The organism is Ciceribacter sp. L1K22 (assembly GCF_017599385.1).
Classification (GTDB): domain Bacteria; phylum Pseudomonadota; class Alphaproteobacteria; order Rhizobiales; family Rhizobiaceae; genus Allorhizobium.
Genome location: NZ_JAGFPK010000002.1, coordinates 872864 through 887526, shown reverse-complemented (window position 1 = coordinate 887526; position 14663 = coordinate 872864). Strand labels below are relative to the sequence as shown.

Here is a 14663-nt window from a genome sequence, read left to right as displayed (position 1 = left end):
GAAAAGAGGGTAAGATACATGGCTAAGGCAGCTACCCCAAAATCAAAGGCGGCAAAGACCGCAACCGGTGCTCTCGGCAAGGTGACACAGGTCATCGGCGCTGTCGTGGACGTGGCGTTCGAAGGCGAACTACCCCCGATCCTCAACGCACTGGAAACCGACAACCAGGGCAGCCGTCTGGTGCTCGAAGTTGCTCAGCACCTTGGCGAAAACCAGGTTCGCACCATTGCTATGGACTCGACCGAGGGTCTGGTGCGTGGTCAGGAAGTGGCCGACACCGGCGCTCCGATCTCCGTTCCGGTCGGCAAGGAAACTCTCGGCCGAATCATGAACGTCATCGGCGAGCCCGTCGACGAAGCCGGCCCGATCGAGACCGCTGGCAAGCGTGCGATCCACCAGGATGCTCCGGCCTACGTAGAGCAGTCCACGGAAGCTCAGATTCTCGTCACCGGCATCAAGGTCGTCGACCTGCTGGCTCCCTATGCCAAGGGCGGTAAGATCGGCCTGTTCGGCGGCGCCGGCGTCGGCAAGACGGTTCTGATCATGGAACTGATCAACAACGTCGCAAAGGCGCACGGTGGTTACTCGGTCTTCGCCGGCGTGGGTGAACGTACCCGCGAAGGCAACGACCTTTACCACGAAATGATCGAGTCGGGCGTCAACAAGCACGGCGGTGGCGAAGGCTCCAAGGCCGCTCTCGTTTACGGCCAGATGAACGAACCGCCGGGTGCTCGTGCTCGCGTGGCTCTGACAGGTCTGACGATCGCTGAAGACTTCCGCGACCAGGGCCAGGACGTTCTGTTCTTCGTCGACAACATCTTCCGCTTCACCCAGGCAGGCTCGGAAGTGTCCGCTCTGCTCGGCCGGATCCCGTCCGCCGTGGGTTATCAGCCGACGCTGGCAACCGACATGGGTCAGATGCAGGAACGCATCACAACCACGACCAAGGGCTCGATCACCTCGGTTCAGGCCATCTACGTTCCGGCCGACGACTTGACCGACCCGGCTCCTGCGACCTCGTTCGCGCACCTGGACGCTACGACCGTTCTGTCGCGCTCGATCGCAGAAAAGGGTATCTACCCGGCCGTTGACCCGCTCGACTCCACGTCGCGCATGCTCGACCCGATGGTTGTCGGTGAAGAGCACTACGAAGTGGCCCGTAAGGTTCAGACGACGCTGCAGCGCTACAAGTCGCTCCAGGACATCATCGCCATCCTTGGCATGGACGAACTGTCCGAAGAGGACAAGATGACCGTTGCCCGCGCCCGCAAGATCGAGCGCTTCCTGTCGCAGCCGTTCTTCGTCGCCGAAGTCTTTACCGGTTCGCCGGGCAAGCTGGTTGCACTTGAAGACACGATCAAGGGCTTCAAGGGACTTGTTAACGGCGAGTACGACCATCTGCCGGAAGCGGCCTTCTACATGGTGGGCTCTATCGACGAGGCTATCGAGAAGGCCAAGAAGCTGGCAGCAGAAGCCGCCTAATATACAGGCTTGGCGCGCGTTGTACGCGCGCCTCTCCTTCTCCTTTAAAAAAGTGAAGAGTCATGGCCGACCATTTCAATTTTGAACTCGTTTCGCCCGAGCGCTTGCTGCTTTCCGAAAAGGTGAGCGAAGTCGTAATTCCGGCTACGGAAGGCGAAATGACCGTCATGGCCAATCATGCCCCAACCATGACGACCATCAAGCCGGGCGTTGTGTCGGTGAAGCTTGCATCCGGCCAAGTCCAAAAGTATGTCGTTTTTGGCGGCTTTGCGGACATCCTGCCGACCGGTTGTACCCTTCTTGCGGAATCTGCCGTTCCGCTCAGCGAGATCAATCGCGAGACGTTGATGAAGCGGATCGAGGCCGCCAGGGCCGAGATCGACCAGGCGGACAATCACGAGCATAAGACCCGCCTTGAGCAATATCTGGCGGAACTGACGCACCTCAACGGCGTCATCATTCCGGCTTGATACAGGCTTGTCGCTGGTGAATATGAGCCGGGCCGTTGGTCCGGCTTTTTCTTTGTCAGCGCCAATCCTGAAGGATCATTTCAGCGCCCTTTTCGGCGACCATCATTGTCGGCGCATTTATGTTGCCCGCCGTGACATTGGGGAAGATGGAGGCATCGATGATCCGAAGACCTGGCACGCCGTGAACACGCAGTCTTGAATCCACGACAAATCCTTGCGGATCAGGACCCATCGCGCAGGTTCCGCACAGGTGATAGATAGAACCACTGTTGGCCCTGAAGTAGTCGACAAGTTTTTCGTCGGTATCGACTGCCGGTGACGGAGAGACCTCTTCCTCTGTTACGGCACCCAGGGCCGTGGTCCCTGCGATCTTTCGTACCAGATGGCTGCCTTGCAGCACCTCGTCGATATCGTGATCCGTCGAAAGATAGTCCGGCCTTATTGCCGGCGCCACCGTCGCATCCGGCGATGTGATGTAGATCTCACCGCGGCTTGTGGGGCGGCACGAATTGAAGGCAATGAGAAAGCCGGGATAGGGCTCTGGCTTAAGCCCCGCCTTCGGATTGTTCGGGATGCGATATGACAGCGGATTGAAATAGAGCTGGATGTTCGGCCGTGCCGCTGTTGCCTTACCGCGAAAGAAACCTCCGGCCTGATTTACGCTCATTGCGAAGGGGCCCCGTCCCGTCAGCAGATATTGCAGAGCGAATGTGGCTTGGCCGAAGAGACTTGCGAAACTTGCATTCAGGGTCGGGCAGTTGGCGCGGTAATAGAAGCTGGCACAGAGATGATCCTGGAGGTTTCGGCCGACGGCGGGCAGTTCTCGACGCACCTCGATACCGTGGCGCGACAGAAGGACTCCATCACCGAAGCCTGAAAGCTGCAGAAGCTGCGGGGTGCCGACTGCACCAGTGGCGAGAATAACCTCGCGCCGGGCCTTGAAGGTGCGTGCTTCGCCCCTCTGCGACACCTCAACGCCCTCCACTTTTCCCTGATTGTCGACGAGCAGTCTGCGGGCGTGTGCATGATGCTCGATGGTGAGGTTAGAGCGCCTCAGCGCCGGGCGAAGATATTCGGCGCTGGAGTGTGATCTTTGCCCTCGACGCGTGTTGATGTCGTAAACGCCTGCGCCCTCGATGGTCGCCCCATTGAAATCTTCGTTGAGCGGCAGCCCAAGTTCCTTACAGCCTGCGAGAAAGGCATCACTAACTGCGTGCGTGCTGCCGCGCATCGGCGTTACATGAATGGGTCCGTTTGCACCGTGCCATTCGGAACCACCTTCGGCATGCGTCTCCAATCTCTTGAAGTACGGCAGGATACTGTCGTAGTCCCAACCCGGATTTCCCGCTGCGGCCCAATCGTTGAAATCCGTTACCGCACCGCGGACGAAAACCATGGCGTTTATTGATCCCGAACCGCCCTGTACCTTGCCGCGCGGGACGTAGATACGGCGATTATCCAGCTCCGGCTCCGGCTCGGTCCAATACATCCAGTTGACCGATGGATTGTAATAACTCTTGGCGTAGCCGACCGGGATTTTGAACCAAAAAGAATTGTCTCTCCCTCCAGCCTCGAGCAGGACAACACTGTATCTGCCGTTCTCCGAAAGGCGGTTTGCCAGGATACAGCCTGCGGAGCCGGCCCCCACTATGATGAAGTCAGAGATCATTTCCGCCGCCGCTTAGCCCTTCGCCGCGATGAAGGTTTTGACGTCCGCCGGCTCTACGGCCATCTGCAGGTGCAGCCGTTCTCCTCTATAGGGCGTATGCTGCCGTAAGACCTCGTGGTCGAGTTCCACGCCTAGACCGGGCTCCCTCGACGGGATGAGGTAACCGTCGTCGAAATGCAATTTGGTCTTCAGCACCTTCCCATGAAAATCGCCGAAGTCCTTTATTGCTTCATGAATCAAGAAATTGGGTGTCGCCGCTGACAGTTGGATGCTGGCCGCCGCCCCGATCGGGCCGTTGTAGAGATGCGGCGCGACTTGCGCGTAGAAGGCCTCCGCCATGCCCGCGATCTTCTTGGCCTCCAGAAGTCCGCCGACGCGGGCGACGTTCATTTGAAGGATGGAAGCCGCGCCCTCCTGCAGAACGCGGTGAAACTCGTACTTCGTCGTCAGCCGCTCGCCGGTGGACACGGGTATGGATGTTGCGCGGGCGACCTCCGCCATCGCCGCCTCCTGGCCCGGGGGAACCGGCTCCTCGAACCAGAGCGGGTCATATTTCTCAAGCCGCTTGGCGAGCCGGATTGCAGACGAGGGGACCATCTGTCCGTGGGTGCCAAAGAGGATATCCGCGTGATTTCCGATCGCCGCACGAATTTTGCGGCAGAATTCCTCGCATCGGTCCATCACGCCGAGGGAAAGCTGGTGTCCCGAATAGTTGGTGTATGGGCCTGCGGGGTCGAACTTCAGTGCCGTGAAACCCTTCTCGACCATACGCACGGCCTCTTCGGCGGCGAGGTCCGGGTCGTTGTAGTCGTAGTCCCCTGCGGAGTTTTTCGGATAGAGATAAGTGTATGCTCGCAGCTTCTCGTGAACGACGCCACCCAGAAGATCCGCCACCGGGCGCCCGGCTGACTTGCCGATGATGTCCCAGCATGCGATTTCCAGCCCGGATACGATCCCCATCATGGTTGGGTCCGGCCGCTGGGTAAAACCGCTCGAATAGGCTGCTCGCCAGAACCGCTCGATGCGGTGGGGATCATGCCCCTCCAGATAACGCGTGAATACGTCTTCGATCAGCGGGACCAGTCCCGTCGGATGGAAGGCGGTCGAATAGATCTCGCCGACACCCCTGATCCCGCAAGCGGTCTCCAGTTCGACGAATATCCAGTACATTCCGCCGATGTAGGGCGGTGGCACGGCGACAACGTGCGTGTCAAGCGAAGCGATCTTCATCGGTATCTCCCGGCATTGCATGATCCCGATGCGCCCTCCCGCGGCATCGACTCCACGATTATGGAAACAAGGCCTGCCTTGAGCGCAAGTGAGATATTCTCAGGGTGATCATTCAAAAAGCGAATGCTTCAGGGTGCGGCCAAGGGTTCGACCGCCGTTGGTTCGCTTTTTATCTCCGAAGCAAGCCATCTCCGGAAAGCGGCGACATTTTGCGGATCCCGTTGACCCGCGCGAGTTACGAGCCAATAGGACTCGTGCCCTTCAATCTCGACATCCATCACGCGTACCAGTCGACCCTCATTCATCAGAGGTGCTACCATGTGGCGGTCAGCGACGGTGACCCCCAGCCCATTGCAGGCAGCCTCAATTGCCATGTCGAGCAGGTCAAACTCGAAGCCGCCTCCGGTGTCCGTGTTTGCCATACCCGCGGCGTCCAGCCAGCGCTGCCACGTTAGGTAACGCTGATCCGTTGCCGCCAGAACATGAAGGAACGTGAGCCTCGAAAAGTCTGGCAATGTCTCCGCGGAGAGATCGGTAAGTAGAGAGGGAGCGCAGACCGCAATGTGTCGCTCGGTTATCAGAAGTTCTGAATTGAGGGTCGGCCATTCCCCGTCGCCGAAGCGGATGGCGCAGTCGAGGACGCTGCGGTCAGTTAGGCTGTCCTGCAGGTCGGTCGTTATGCTGATTTCTAGGTCCGGCAAGAAGGCGCGCAGTTTGCCGAGCCTCGGCATTAACCATCGCTTTGCAAATGTGGGGGGAACGTTGATGCGAAGTCTGTTGCGATTCCTTTTCTCGGTGATGTTTCGAACCGTCCTTTCGACATCGTGGAAAGCTTGCTGCAGCGCGGCAAGCAACTCCAGACCCGAAGGTGTTAGTTCGAGGTGATGATGTCGCCTTATCAGCAAGGCCTCGCCGAGTTGATCCTCCAGGTTGCGTACCTGACGGCTGACGGCGCTCTGTGTCAGGTTCAAACGCTCCGCAGCCTTGGTGAAGCTTCTGGTCTGCCCCACCACCTCGAACACTTTCATGGCGGAAAGTGCCGGAAGTCTCCTCGTTGTCATTTCAGATTGCCTCGCCCGAAGTCTCTTGTGCGTTATTAAAACAGAGCACTCCACTAACCGCCACTTGGTTTCCAAGGTAGCCTTGTGGGATGAACACACTTACACATTCAAGTCGTAGGATCCGGCCGACGCCCGTTTTGGTGCGATTCTTCTCGAAGGAGCGAATGATGAAAGTCGGAATCGTAGGTGCTGGTATGGTCGGCAGCGCTGCCGGATATGCCCTTGCTATGCTGGGCATTGTGCATGAGATCGTTCTGGTCGATATGAATGATGCCTTGGCGATAGCGCAAGCCGAGGATATTTCGCACGCTGTGCCTTTTGTCTCGGCGACGGTGGTTCGGGCGGGTCAATATGCAGACCTCGACGGTGCGGGCGTGGTGATCCTGGCTGCCGGCGTCAGCCAGAAACCCGGTGAGACCCGGCTTGAATTGCTGGGCCGCAATGCGGCGGTGTTTCGGCAGGTGGTTGGCAAGGTTCTTGATGTTGCGCCCGGCTGCATCCTGCTTATTGCTACCAATCCGGTGGACGTCATGACACAGGTTGCTACTCGTCTTTCGGGTATCGACGCCAGCCGCGTCATCGGCTCGGGTACGATATTGGACACGGCCAGATTTCGAAGCCTCGTCGGCCGCCATCTCGGCATTTCACCCCAATCGGTTCATGCCTATGTCCTCGGGGAGCATGGAGATAGCGAGGTGTTGGGCTGGTCAAGCGCACGCGCCGGATCGGTTTCGCTGCTGTCTTTCGCGTCGCAGGTTGGCCGGCCTCTGACCGACGATATCCGCAACCAGATTGACGATGGTGTGCGAAACGCCGCCTACAAGATAATAAGCGGCAAAGGATCGACCTACTACGGTATCGGCTCCGGCCTCGCGCGGATCGTCAAAGCAATCGCGCAGGATCAACGCGATGTGTTATCCGTTTCCATCGTAACGCGGGAGGTTGCAGGCGTGCGAGATGTTGCCCTGTCGATCCCGCGCATTGTTGGAGCGCAGGGCGTCCTGTCGGATCTGGTCCCGGACATGACCGCCGATGAACGGCAGGCGCTGCGGCGAAGTGCGGAGTTATTGAAAGAGCGTGCCGACGCTGTACCTCTTTAGCGATCACTTCTCGTCAATCGTCTTGTCTCGGGATCGACTTGCCGGTACTGGCGGTATTGGACAATAGTGCAGAAATCCGGTAAACATAGGGAAATGGTTATGTATAGCGCGGATATCTCATGAGCCCAGCAAAGCCCGACTTGGCGCAGATGCCTGAACAGATAGACGGCTTCATGTCAAAAGCGCGTGTCGCCAGCGAATTGCTGAAAGCGCTATCACACGAGACACGACTCCTCATTCTCTGCATCCTCAGTCAGGGAGAGAAGACCGTAAGCGAGATTGAATCGATTCTCGGCTTGCAGCAGGCTGTCGTTTCGCAGCAGCTTGCCCGTCTTCGCCTTGAGCAACTCGTCAAGACGCGACGAGATGGCCGCTCGATATACTATTCCATCGCAAATCCCAATGTGACGGAGGTAGTTTCCGTCCTTTACCGGATTTACTGTGCCCCCGATGCGGGTGATGACGGCCAATGACGTCCAGCCTGCCCCTCGATTGGAGAAGGTCTGCCGAGTGCGCTTGCGACCGATTCGTTTAGTAACGGGGCAGGCGGATGATCGACAAGCTTGAGTTTTTCATTGCCCTTGCCAGGGAGAAGCATTTCGGGCGTGCGGCCGAGGACTGCGGGATCACGCAGCCCACGCTGTCGGCCGCGATCCGCCAACTCGAAGACCAGCTAGGCGTGATTCTGGTGCAACGCGGGTCGCGGTTCCAGGGACTTACGCCCGAAGGTCAGCGTGTGCTGGAATGGGCGCGACGAATTGTCGGCGACGCCCGTACGATGCGGGAGGAGATGCGGGCGGCGCGAACCGGTCTCGCCGGGCATATTCGTCTCGCGGTTATTCCCACCGCGCTTGCCATGGTGCCACGACTGACGGAGCCCTTTCAGGATAAGCATCCCGAGGTGACTTTTTCAGTCATTTCGCGCACGTCACTTCAGGTGCTGAGTCTTCTGGAAAATCTCGAGATAGATGCCGGTATCACCTACCTAGACAATGAACCCCTCGGCCGCGTGACGTCGGTACCCCTTTACTCTGAACGTTATCACCTCATAACCGCCGCCGGCGCACCATTGGCTGATCGACAATCGGTGACATGGCGGGAGGTGTCCGACCTTCGGCTTTGTCTATTGACCGCCGATATGCAGAACCGTCGCATTATCAACCAGCATATGGCGGAAGCCGGGGTGATACCCAAGCCCACACTCGAATCGAACTCCATGATCGTTCTGTTCTCGCACATAAGGACGGGGCGATGGGCATCGATAATGCCACGAAATGTAGCGGAAGCTTTTGGTTTTCCATCCCAAATACAGATGATTCCGATTGTCGAACCCGACGCTGAACATACGGTTGGTGTCGTCGCGACGCATCGGGAACCTTATACCCCCCTCGTTTCCGCGTTGTTGCATGAGGCGCGCAGAGTGGCGGAGCGGGAAGTCTTTTGATAGATTTTGTCTATCAATTGACGATACAGCATTATTGACCAGCGACCTCCGGCGATGTCTTCTTAAATCCATGCTTGTCGCATGTCGGTTTGGGAGGGCTGGACATGAATATCAGGACGACGGCGGGAAGTCTTTCCTCGCAGATACGTGCGATCATCGATGATCTTCGCCACCTCGAAGGCCCGCTTCTGCCAATCCTTCATGCCATTCAAGACGCATTTGGGTATATTCCCGAAGAAGCGAAGCCTATTATTGCGGACGAGTTGAACCTTTCGCGAGCCGAAGTGCACGGTGTGATCACTTTCTATCACGACTTTCGCGCTCAGCCGACCGGTAGACATGTGCTCAAGCTCTGTCGGGCCGAGGCGTGTCAGGCGATGGGTGGCGAACAACTTGCCGCAACACTTCTGGCTAGACTTGGTGTCGACTGGCATGGAACAACCCCCGACAATGCCTTGACGGTAGAACCAGTCTACTGTCTCGGCTTGTGCGCCATGGCGCCGGCCTGCATGCTCGACGGTCAGCCGATCGCGCGGCTTGACGAAGACTGTCTTACCGACATAGCCGGCGAGGTACGCCGATGAGCGTGGTCGTTTTTGTTCCGGGTGATGCTGCAGCAATCGCCGTCGGCGCCGACAAGGTCGCGAAAGCGATCGAGCAAGAGGCAGTGGCTCGCGGTCTCGACGTCACCATCGTGCGCAACGGTTCGCGTGGCATGTTATGGCTTGAGCCGTTGGTGGAAGTTAGAACCGATCATCAGCGGCTTGCCTATGGTCCTGTCAAAGTGTCCGACGTGGCCGGTCTTTTCGAAGCGGGGTTCCTCGATGGTGCCGAGCATGTACTGTCCTGCGGCCAGACTAAGGATATTCCTTTCCTGGCGCGACAGACCCGTTTGACCTTCTCCCGTTGTGGAGTGACAGATCCGCTCTCGCTTTCGGACTATCGCCATTATCAGGGCCTCAAGGGCTTGGAGAAGGCTGTGGCGATGACGCCTGCCGATATCGTCAAGCAAGTGACCGATAGTGGTCTGCGCGGACGCGGTGGTGCTGGCTTTCCAACCGGCATCAAGTGGAAGACGGTCGCCGATGCCGCTGGGCCTCAGAAATACATCGTCTGCAATGCGGACGAGGGTGACAGTGGTACGTTCTCCGACCGGATGATCATGGAAGGCGATCCCTTCGTTCTGATCGAGGGAATGGCGATCGCCGGCATCGCGACCGGGGCGACCAAAGGCTACATCTACACCCGTTCGGAATATCCGCACGCCATACGAACCATGCAGACTGCAATCGATATCGCCCGCCGCGAGCATATCCTCGGGCCATCGGTCCTCGGTTCGACCTACTCCTTCGATATCGAAGTTCGCATGGGTGCCGGTGCGTATGTGTGTGGTGAGGAAACCTCGCTGCTGAACAGCCTTGAGGGCAAGCGTGGGATAGTCCGGGCCAAACCGCCGCTGCCCGCGCTTCAGGGCCTCTTCGGTCGCCCGACCGTGGTCAACAACGTCATCTCGCTTGCGTCCGTGCCTGTCATCATGGACCGTGGCGCGCAGTTCTATCGTGATTACGGCGTTGGCCGGTCGCACGGCACGATACCGATCCAACTTGCGGGCAATATCAAGCATGGGGGACTTTACGAGACGGCCTTCGGTTTGACCCTCCGCGAACTGATCTACGACATTGGCGGCGGGACGCTGTCCGGCCGCGCGGTTAAGGCCGTTCAGGTGGGTGGGCCACTCGGAGCCTATTTTCCGCCCTCCCTCTTCGACACCGTGTTCGACTACGAGGCCTTTGCCGCGAAGGACGGCCTGATTGGACATGCAGGTATCGTTGTTTTCGACGACACCGCGGATATGCTGAAACAGGCGCGTTTTGCCATGGAGTTCTGCGCCGTCGAAAGTTGTGGCAAGTGCACGCCCTGTCGTATCGGCTCGACGCGTGGCGTCGAGACCGTCGACCGGATCGCAGCGGGTATCGAGCCGGAGCGAAACAGGGCGCTGCTTGCCGATCTCTGCAATACGATGAAGTTTGGATCGCTTTGCGCGTTGGGCGGCTTTACACCCTATCCGGTGATGAGCGCGATGACGCATTTTGCGGAAGATTTTGCCCCAACCCCCCTCATTGAAGCGGCGGAGTAAGACAATGGCTCTCGTTCCTGAAATTGATTACGGCACCCCTGCCTCGAAGTCTTCAGAGACTGTAACACTGACGATCGACGGCCGGCAGGTTTCCGTGCCCGCAGGCACCTCGATCATGCGCGCCTCGATGGAGGCCGGCATCCAGGTGCCCAAGCTTTGCGCCACCGACATGGTCGATGCCTTCGGATCCTGCCGCCTCTGTCTGGTCGAGGTCGAGGGGCGCAACGGCACTCCGGCCTCCTGTACCACACCGGTCGCGAACGGCCTGGTTGTCCACACGCAAACGGAACGGCTGAAGCAGATCCGCAAGGGCGTGATGGAACTCTATATATCCGATCACCCGCTTGACTGTCTGACCTGTGCCGCCAATGGCGACTGTGAACTTCAGGACATGGCAGGAGCGGTCGGCTTGCGCGATGTGCGCTTTGGTTACGAGGGCGACAATCATGTGAAAGCGCGGGACGGTGTTGGCGAGATCAACGCTCGCTGGATGCCAAAGGACGAGTCGAACCCGTATTTCACCTATGACCCTTCCAAATGCATCGTGTGCTCCCGGTGCGTACGTGCCTGCGAAGAGGTGCAGGGCACGTTCGCGCTGACGATCGAGGGTCGAGGTTTCGACAGCCGCGTGTCGCCAGGCATGCACGAGCATTTCCTCGAATCGGAGTGCGTGTCCTGCGGTGCCTGCGTTCAAGCCTGCCCCACCGCGACCCTCACGGAAAAGTCGGTGATCCGGATCGGGCAGCCGGAGCACTCAGTCGTTACAACATGCGCCTATTGCGGTGTCGGCTGTTCGTTCAAGGCGGAAATGCGTGGCGAGGAACTCGTCCGCATGGTGCCGTACAAGGATGGCAAGGCCAATCGTGGGCACTCCTGCGTCAAGGGGCGGTTCGCCTATGGCTATGCCAGCCACAAGGAGCGGATTCTCAATCCGATGATCCGCGAGAAGATATCCGATCCGTGGCGTGAGGTGACTTGGGACGAAGCGTTTGCGCACGTCGCGTCGGAGTTCAAGCGCATCCAGTACCAGTATGGCCGCGAGTCTGTTGGCGGTATTACCTCATCACGCTGCACCAATGAGGAAACTTTCCTCGTCCAAAAATTGATCCGTGCCGGCTTCGGCAACAACAACGTGGACACCTGCGCCCGCGTCTGTCACTCCCCGACCGGTTATGGTCTCGGACAGGCTTTCGGTACGTCGGCAGGCACGCAGGATTTCGATTCCGTCGAACACGCGGATGTGGTTGTCGTCATCGGTGCCAATCCCACCGACGGTCATCCCGTCTTTGGCTCGCGCCTCAAGAAACGGTTGCGCCAGGGTGCGAAGCTGATCGTCATCGATCCGCGCCGCACGGACATTGTCCGCAGTCCGCATATCGAAGCCGCGTATCACCTACCTCTGAAACCCGGTACTAACGTCGCGGTCATGACGGCACTGGCGCATGTCATCGTGACCGAGGGTCTCTTTGCCGAAGCCTTTATTCGGGAGCGTTGCGACTGGTCGGAGTTCGAGGACTGGGCAGCCTTCGTGGCCGATCCGCAGCATAGCCCGGAAACTACGGAGAGCTTCACGGGTGTCCCGGCAGATCTCGTTCGGGGTGCCGCGCGTCTCTACGCGACTGGGGGCAACGGCGCGATCTACTATGGGCTTGGCGTTACCGAGCACAGCCAGGGCTCGACGACTGTCATGGCAATCGCGAACCTGGCGATGGCGACTGGCAATATCGGCCGCCCCGGTGTCGGCGTAAATCCGTTGCGTGGCCAGAACAATGTGCAGGGTTCCTGCGACATGGGGTCGTTCCCCCACGAACTGCCTGGCTACCGCCATATCTCTGATGATGCGACGCGCGACATCTTCGAGAAGCTGTGGGGCGTTAAGCTCAACAACGAGCCGGGACTGCGCATTCCGAACATGCTGGATGCCGCCGTCGAAGGCACGTTTAAGGGCATTTACATTCAGGGCGAGGATATCCTTCAGTCCGATCCTGATACGAAACACGTGTCCGCCGGTCTTGCTGCGATGGAATGTGTCGTGGTTCACGATCTCTTCCTGAACGAGACAGCGAACTATGCGCACGTCTTCCTTCCAGGGTCGACCTTCCTGGAGAAGGACGGCACCTTCACAAACGCGGAACGTCGCATAAACCGGGTCCGCAAGGTGATGAGTCCGAAAAACGGCTATGCAGACTGGGAGGTGACCCAGAAGCTGGCACAGGCGCTGGGACTTGACTGGGCATATACCCATCCGTCGCAGATCATGGATGAAATCGCCGCGACGACGCCGAGCTTCGCCAGTGTATCCTATGACTATCTTGAGAAAATGGGGTCCGTTCAGTGGCCGTGCAATGAGAAGTTCCCAGAAGGTTCCCCGATCATGCACGTCAACGGTTTCGTGCGCGGCAAGGGCAAGTTCATCCGCACGGAATATGTGGCGACCGACGAGCGTACGGGGCCGCGTTTCCCGCTTCTGCTGACGACCGGCCGCATCCTGTCTCAGTACAATGTCGGCGCCCAGACCCGACGGACCGAGAACGTTGTCTGGCACTCCGAGGACCGACTGGAAATCCACCCGCATGATGCCGAACAACGTGGCATCAAGGACGGTGACTGGATCAAGTTGGCGAGTCGTTCGGGCGAGACGACATTGAGGGCACTCATCACGGACCGGGTGGCAACGGGAGTCGTTTATACGACGTTCCATCATCCCGATACGCAGGCCAACGTAATCACGACGGATTATTCCGACTGGGCCACCAACTGTCCAGAATACAAGGTGACCGCAGTCCAGGTGTCGCCGTCCAACGGTCCGACTGAATGGCAGCAGGATTATGACGATCTCGCACGCCGGTCGCGTCGGATTGTCGGAAAGCTGGAGGCTGCGGAATAGTGCTGCATTGGCAAGTTCTCCCTCTTTGTGCAGGGTGATGGAATAAAGCGAAGAGGCTAGGGTTCGAGACGTGATCAGCGACAAGCGCACCAGCCGTTCTGTTCAGACAGTACAGAAACGGACCGGCTTCTTTGGTTCGGCCAGTCGGATGGTGCCGGAAGAGGTGCCGATTGCATTTTCCTATGGCGGAACGACACATGCAGTGATGATGGCGAGCCCCGCTGATATCGAGGACTTTGCCTATGGGTTCTCGCTTGCCGAAGGGATTATACGTGAAGCCGGCGATATCCTGGCGGTCGAACCGCACGAAGCTGGCGGCGGTATTGATGTTCAGGTCGAGTTACGTGATGCCAACGCGGACGCTTTGACTGCGCGCCGTCGCCGGATGGCGGGTCCAGTGGGTTGTGGGCTCTGCGGCATCGAATCGATTGAGCAGGCGACCCGTTCAGTTGAGCCCATCGGCTCACCATCGTTGATCCTTTCACCTCGCCAAGTTGCCGAAGCCGTGCAAATGCTCAGTGATCTGCAGGTGCTGAACCGTCAGACCCGCGCGGTTCACGGGGCCGCATTCTATATTCCGGGTGACGGGTTGGTCGCGGTTCGGGAAGACGTCGGACGGCACAACGCACTCGACAAGCTTAGCGGTGCGGTGCTCAGGCAGGGACGTTCCGGGCACGATGGTGCCGTCGTTGTTACCAGTCGGCTTTCGGTCGAGATGGTCCAGAAAACCGCCGCACTTGGTTCGCCCATCCTGCTCGCCATCTCCGCGCCGACCGCGCTTGCAATCGAAACGGCGGAAACCGCCGGCATAACCCTGGTTGGCATAGTGCGGGGCGAAGAGTTCGAGATTTTCACCAGAGCCGACCGCATTTCCGAGGGAGCATCCGCTCATGTCGCATGACCAGACACATGAGAAACTGATCCGTATGGCGAACCAGATCGCCACCTTCTTCGAGTCCCAACCGGAAGCGGTACGGGCCGATGGAGTTGCGACACATATCAATAAGTTCTGGGAACCACGGATGCGGCGCCATCTCTTCGAACATATCGATGCGGGTGGCGAAGGCCTGAGGCCGCTCGTGCTCGATGCAGCCAGGCTGATTAAGCGTCCCATCGACGCTTGAGAGCGGAACCGCTAATGGTGGCTTTCGCCGCCGTCTCTGCTATTGATAACAAAAAATGG

General features: G+C 58.7%; 13 protein-coding genes. 10 read left to right on the top strand and 3 right to left on the bottom strand.

The genetic code is table 11. The annotated features are described in order from the left end of the window. Positions 1-18: 18 nt before the first annotated feature. Positions 19-1482 (top strand): F0F1 ATP synthase subunit beta, encoded by a 1464-nt coding sequence (atpD, locus tag J5J09_RS22055; protein ID WP_208554372.1) that lies wholly within the window; start codon positions 19-21, stop codon positions 1480-1482. Positions 1483-1544: 62 nt separating this feature from the next. Next, positions 1545-1952 (top strand): F0F1 ATP synthase subunit epsilon, encoded by a 408-nt coding sequence (locus J5J09_RS22050; RefSeq protein WP_208554371.1) that lies wholly within the window; start codon positions 1545-1547, stop codon positions 1950-1952. A gap of 55 nt (positions 1953-2007) precedes the next feature. Here J5J09_RS22050 and J5J09_RS22045 read toward each other — a convergent pair whose 3' ends face one another. The 3 genes from J5J09_RS22045 to J5J09_RS22035 all read right to left on the bottom strand — a co-directional run bounded on the left by J5J09_RS22045 (position 2008) and on the right by J5J09_RS22035 (position 5879). Continuing rightward, the gene (locus J5J09_RS22045; RefSeq protein WP_208554370.1) at positions 2008-3621 is read right to left on the bottom strand and encodes a GMC family oxidoreductase N-terminal domain-containing protein; all 1614 of its coding nucleotides are present in this window, start codon (positions 3619-3621) and stop codon (positions 2008-2010) included. Between the two features lie 12 nt (positions 3622-3633). Next, the gene (locus tag J5J09_RS22040; RefSeq protein ID WP_208554369.1) at positions 3634-4851 is read right to left on the bottom strand and encodes a mandelate racemase/muconate lactonizing enzyme family protein; all 1218 of its coding nucleotides are present in this window, start codon (positions 4849-4851) and stop codon (positions 3634-3636) included. 128 nt (positions 4852-4979) lie between these two features. Further along, on the bottom strand, positions 4980-5879 hold the full coding sequence (locus J5J09_RS22035) for a LysR substrate-binding domain-containing protein (RefSeq protein ID WP_208554368.1): 900 nt from the start codon (positions 5877-5879) through the stop codon (positions 4980-4982). A 200-nt stretch (positions 5880-6079) separates the two neighbouring features. Between J5J09_RS22035 and J5J09_RS22030 the strand changes: the two genes are divergently transcribed. The 8 genes from J5J09_RS22030 (at position 6080) to J5J09_RS21995 (ending at position 14604) form a co-directional block, all read left to right on the top strand. Continuing rightward, positions 6080-7012, top strand: coding sequence for an L-lactate dehydrogenase (locus J5J09_RS22030; RefSeq protein WP_208554367.1), 933 nt, complete (start codon positions 6080-6082; stop codon positions 7010-7012). 119 nt (positions 7013-7131) lie between these two features. Next, on the top strand, positions 7132-7485 hold the full coding sequence (locus J5J09_RS22025) for a metalloregulator ArsR/SmtB family transcription factor (RefSeq protein WP_208554366.1): 354 nt from the start codon (positions 7132-7134) through the stop codon (positions 7483-7485). Positions 7486-7562: 77 nt separating this feature from the next. Further along, positions 7563-8456 carry a LysR family transcriptional regulator gene (locus tag J5J09_RS22020; protein ID WP_208554365.1) on the top strand — a complete coding sequence of 298 codons (894 nt, stop codon included), beginning with the start codon at positions 7563-7565 and terminating at the stop codon, positions 8454-8456. 104 nt (positions 8457-8560) lie between these two features. Further along, positions 8561-9040, top strand: a complete 480-nt coding sequence (locus J5J09_RS22015; RefSeq protein ID WP_208554364.1) for a formate dehydrogenase subunit gamma — start codon at positions 8561-8563, stop codon at positions 9038-9040. Further along, a complete protein-coding gene (locus J5J09_RS22010; protein WP_208554363.1) occupies positions 9037-10593 on the top strand; it encodes an NADH-quinone oxidoreductase subunit NuoF in 1557 nt (518 codons plus the stop codon). Before J5J09_RS22015 ends, J5J09_RS22010 begins: the two co-directional genes overlap by 4 nt. A 4-nt stretch (positions 10594-10597) precedes the next feature. Next, positions 10598-13480, top strand: a complete 2883-nt coding sequence (fdhF, locus tag J5J09_RS22005; RefSeq protein WP_208554362.1) for a formate dehydrogenase subunit alpha — start codon at positions 10598-10600, stop codon at positions 13478-13480. 73 nt (positions 13481-13553) lie between these two features. Then, positions 13554-14381 carry a formate dehydrogenase accessory sulfurtransferase FdhD gene (gene fdhD / locus J5J09_RS22000; RefSeq protein WP_208554477.1) on the top strand — a complete coding sequence of 276 codons (828 nt, stop codon included), beginning with the start codon at positions 13554-13556 and terminating at the stop codon, positions 14379-14381. Continuing rightward, complete coding sequence (locus J5J09_RS21995) at positions 14371-14604, top strand: formate dehydrogenase subunit delta (protein WP_208554361.1); 234 nt, start codon at positions 14371-14373, stop codon at positions 14602-14604. The genes fdhD and J5J09_RS21995 overlap by 11 nt, the downstream gene beginning before the upstream one ends. The last annotated feature ends 59 nt before the right edge of the window (positions 14605-14663 follow it).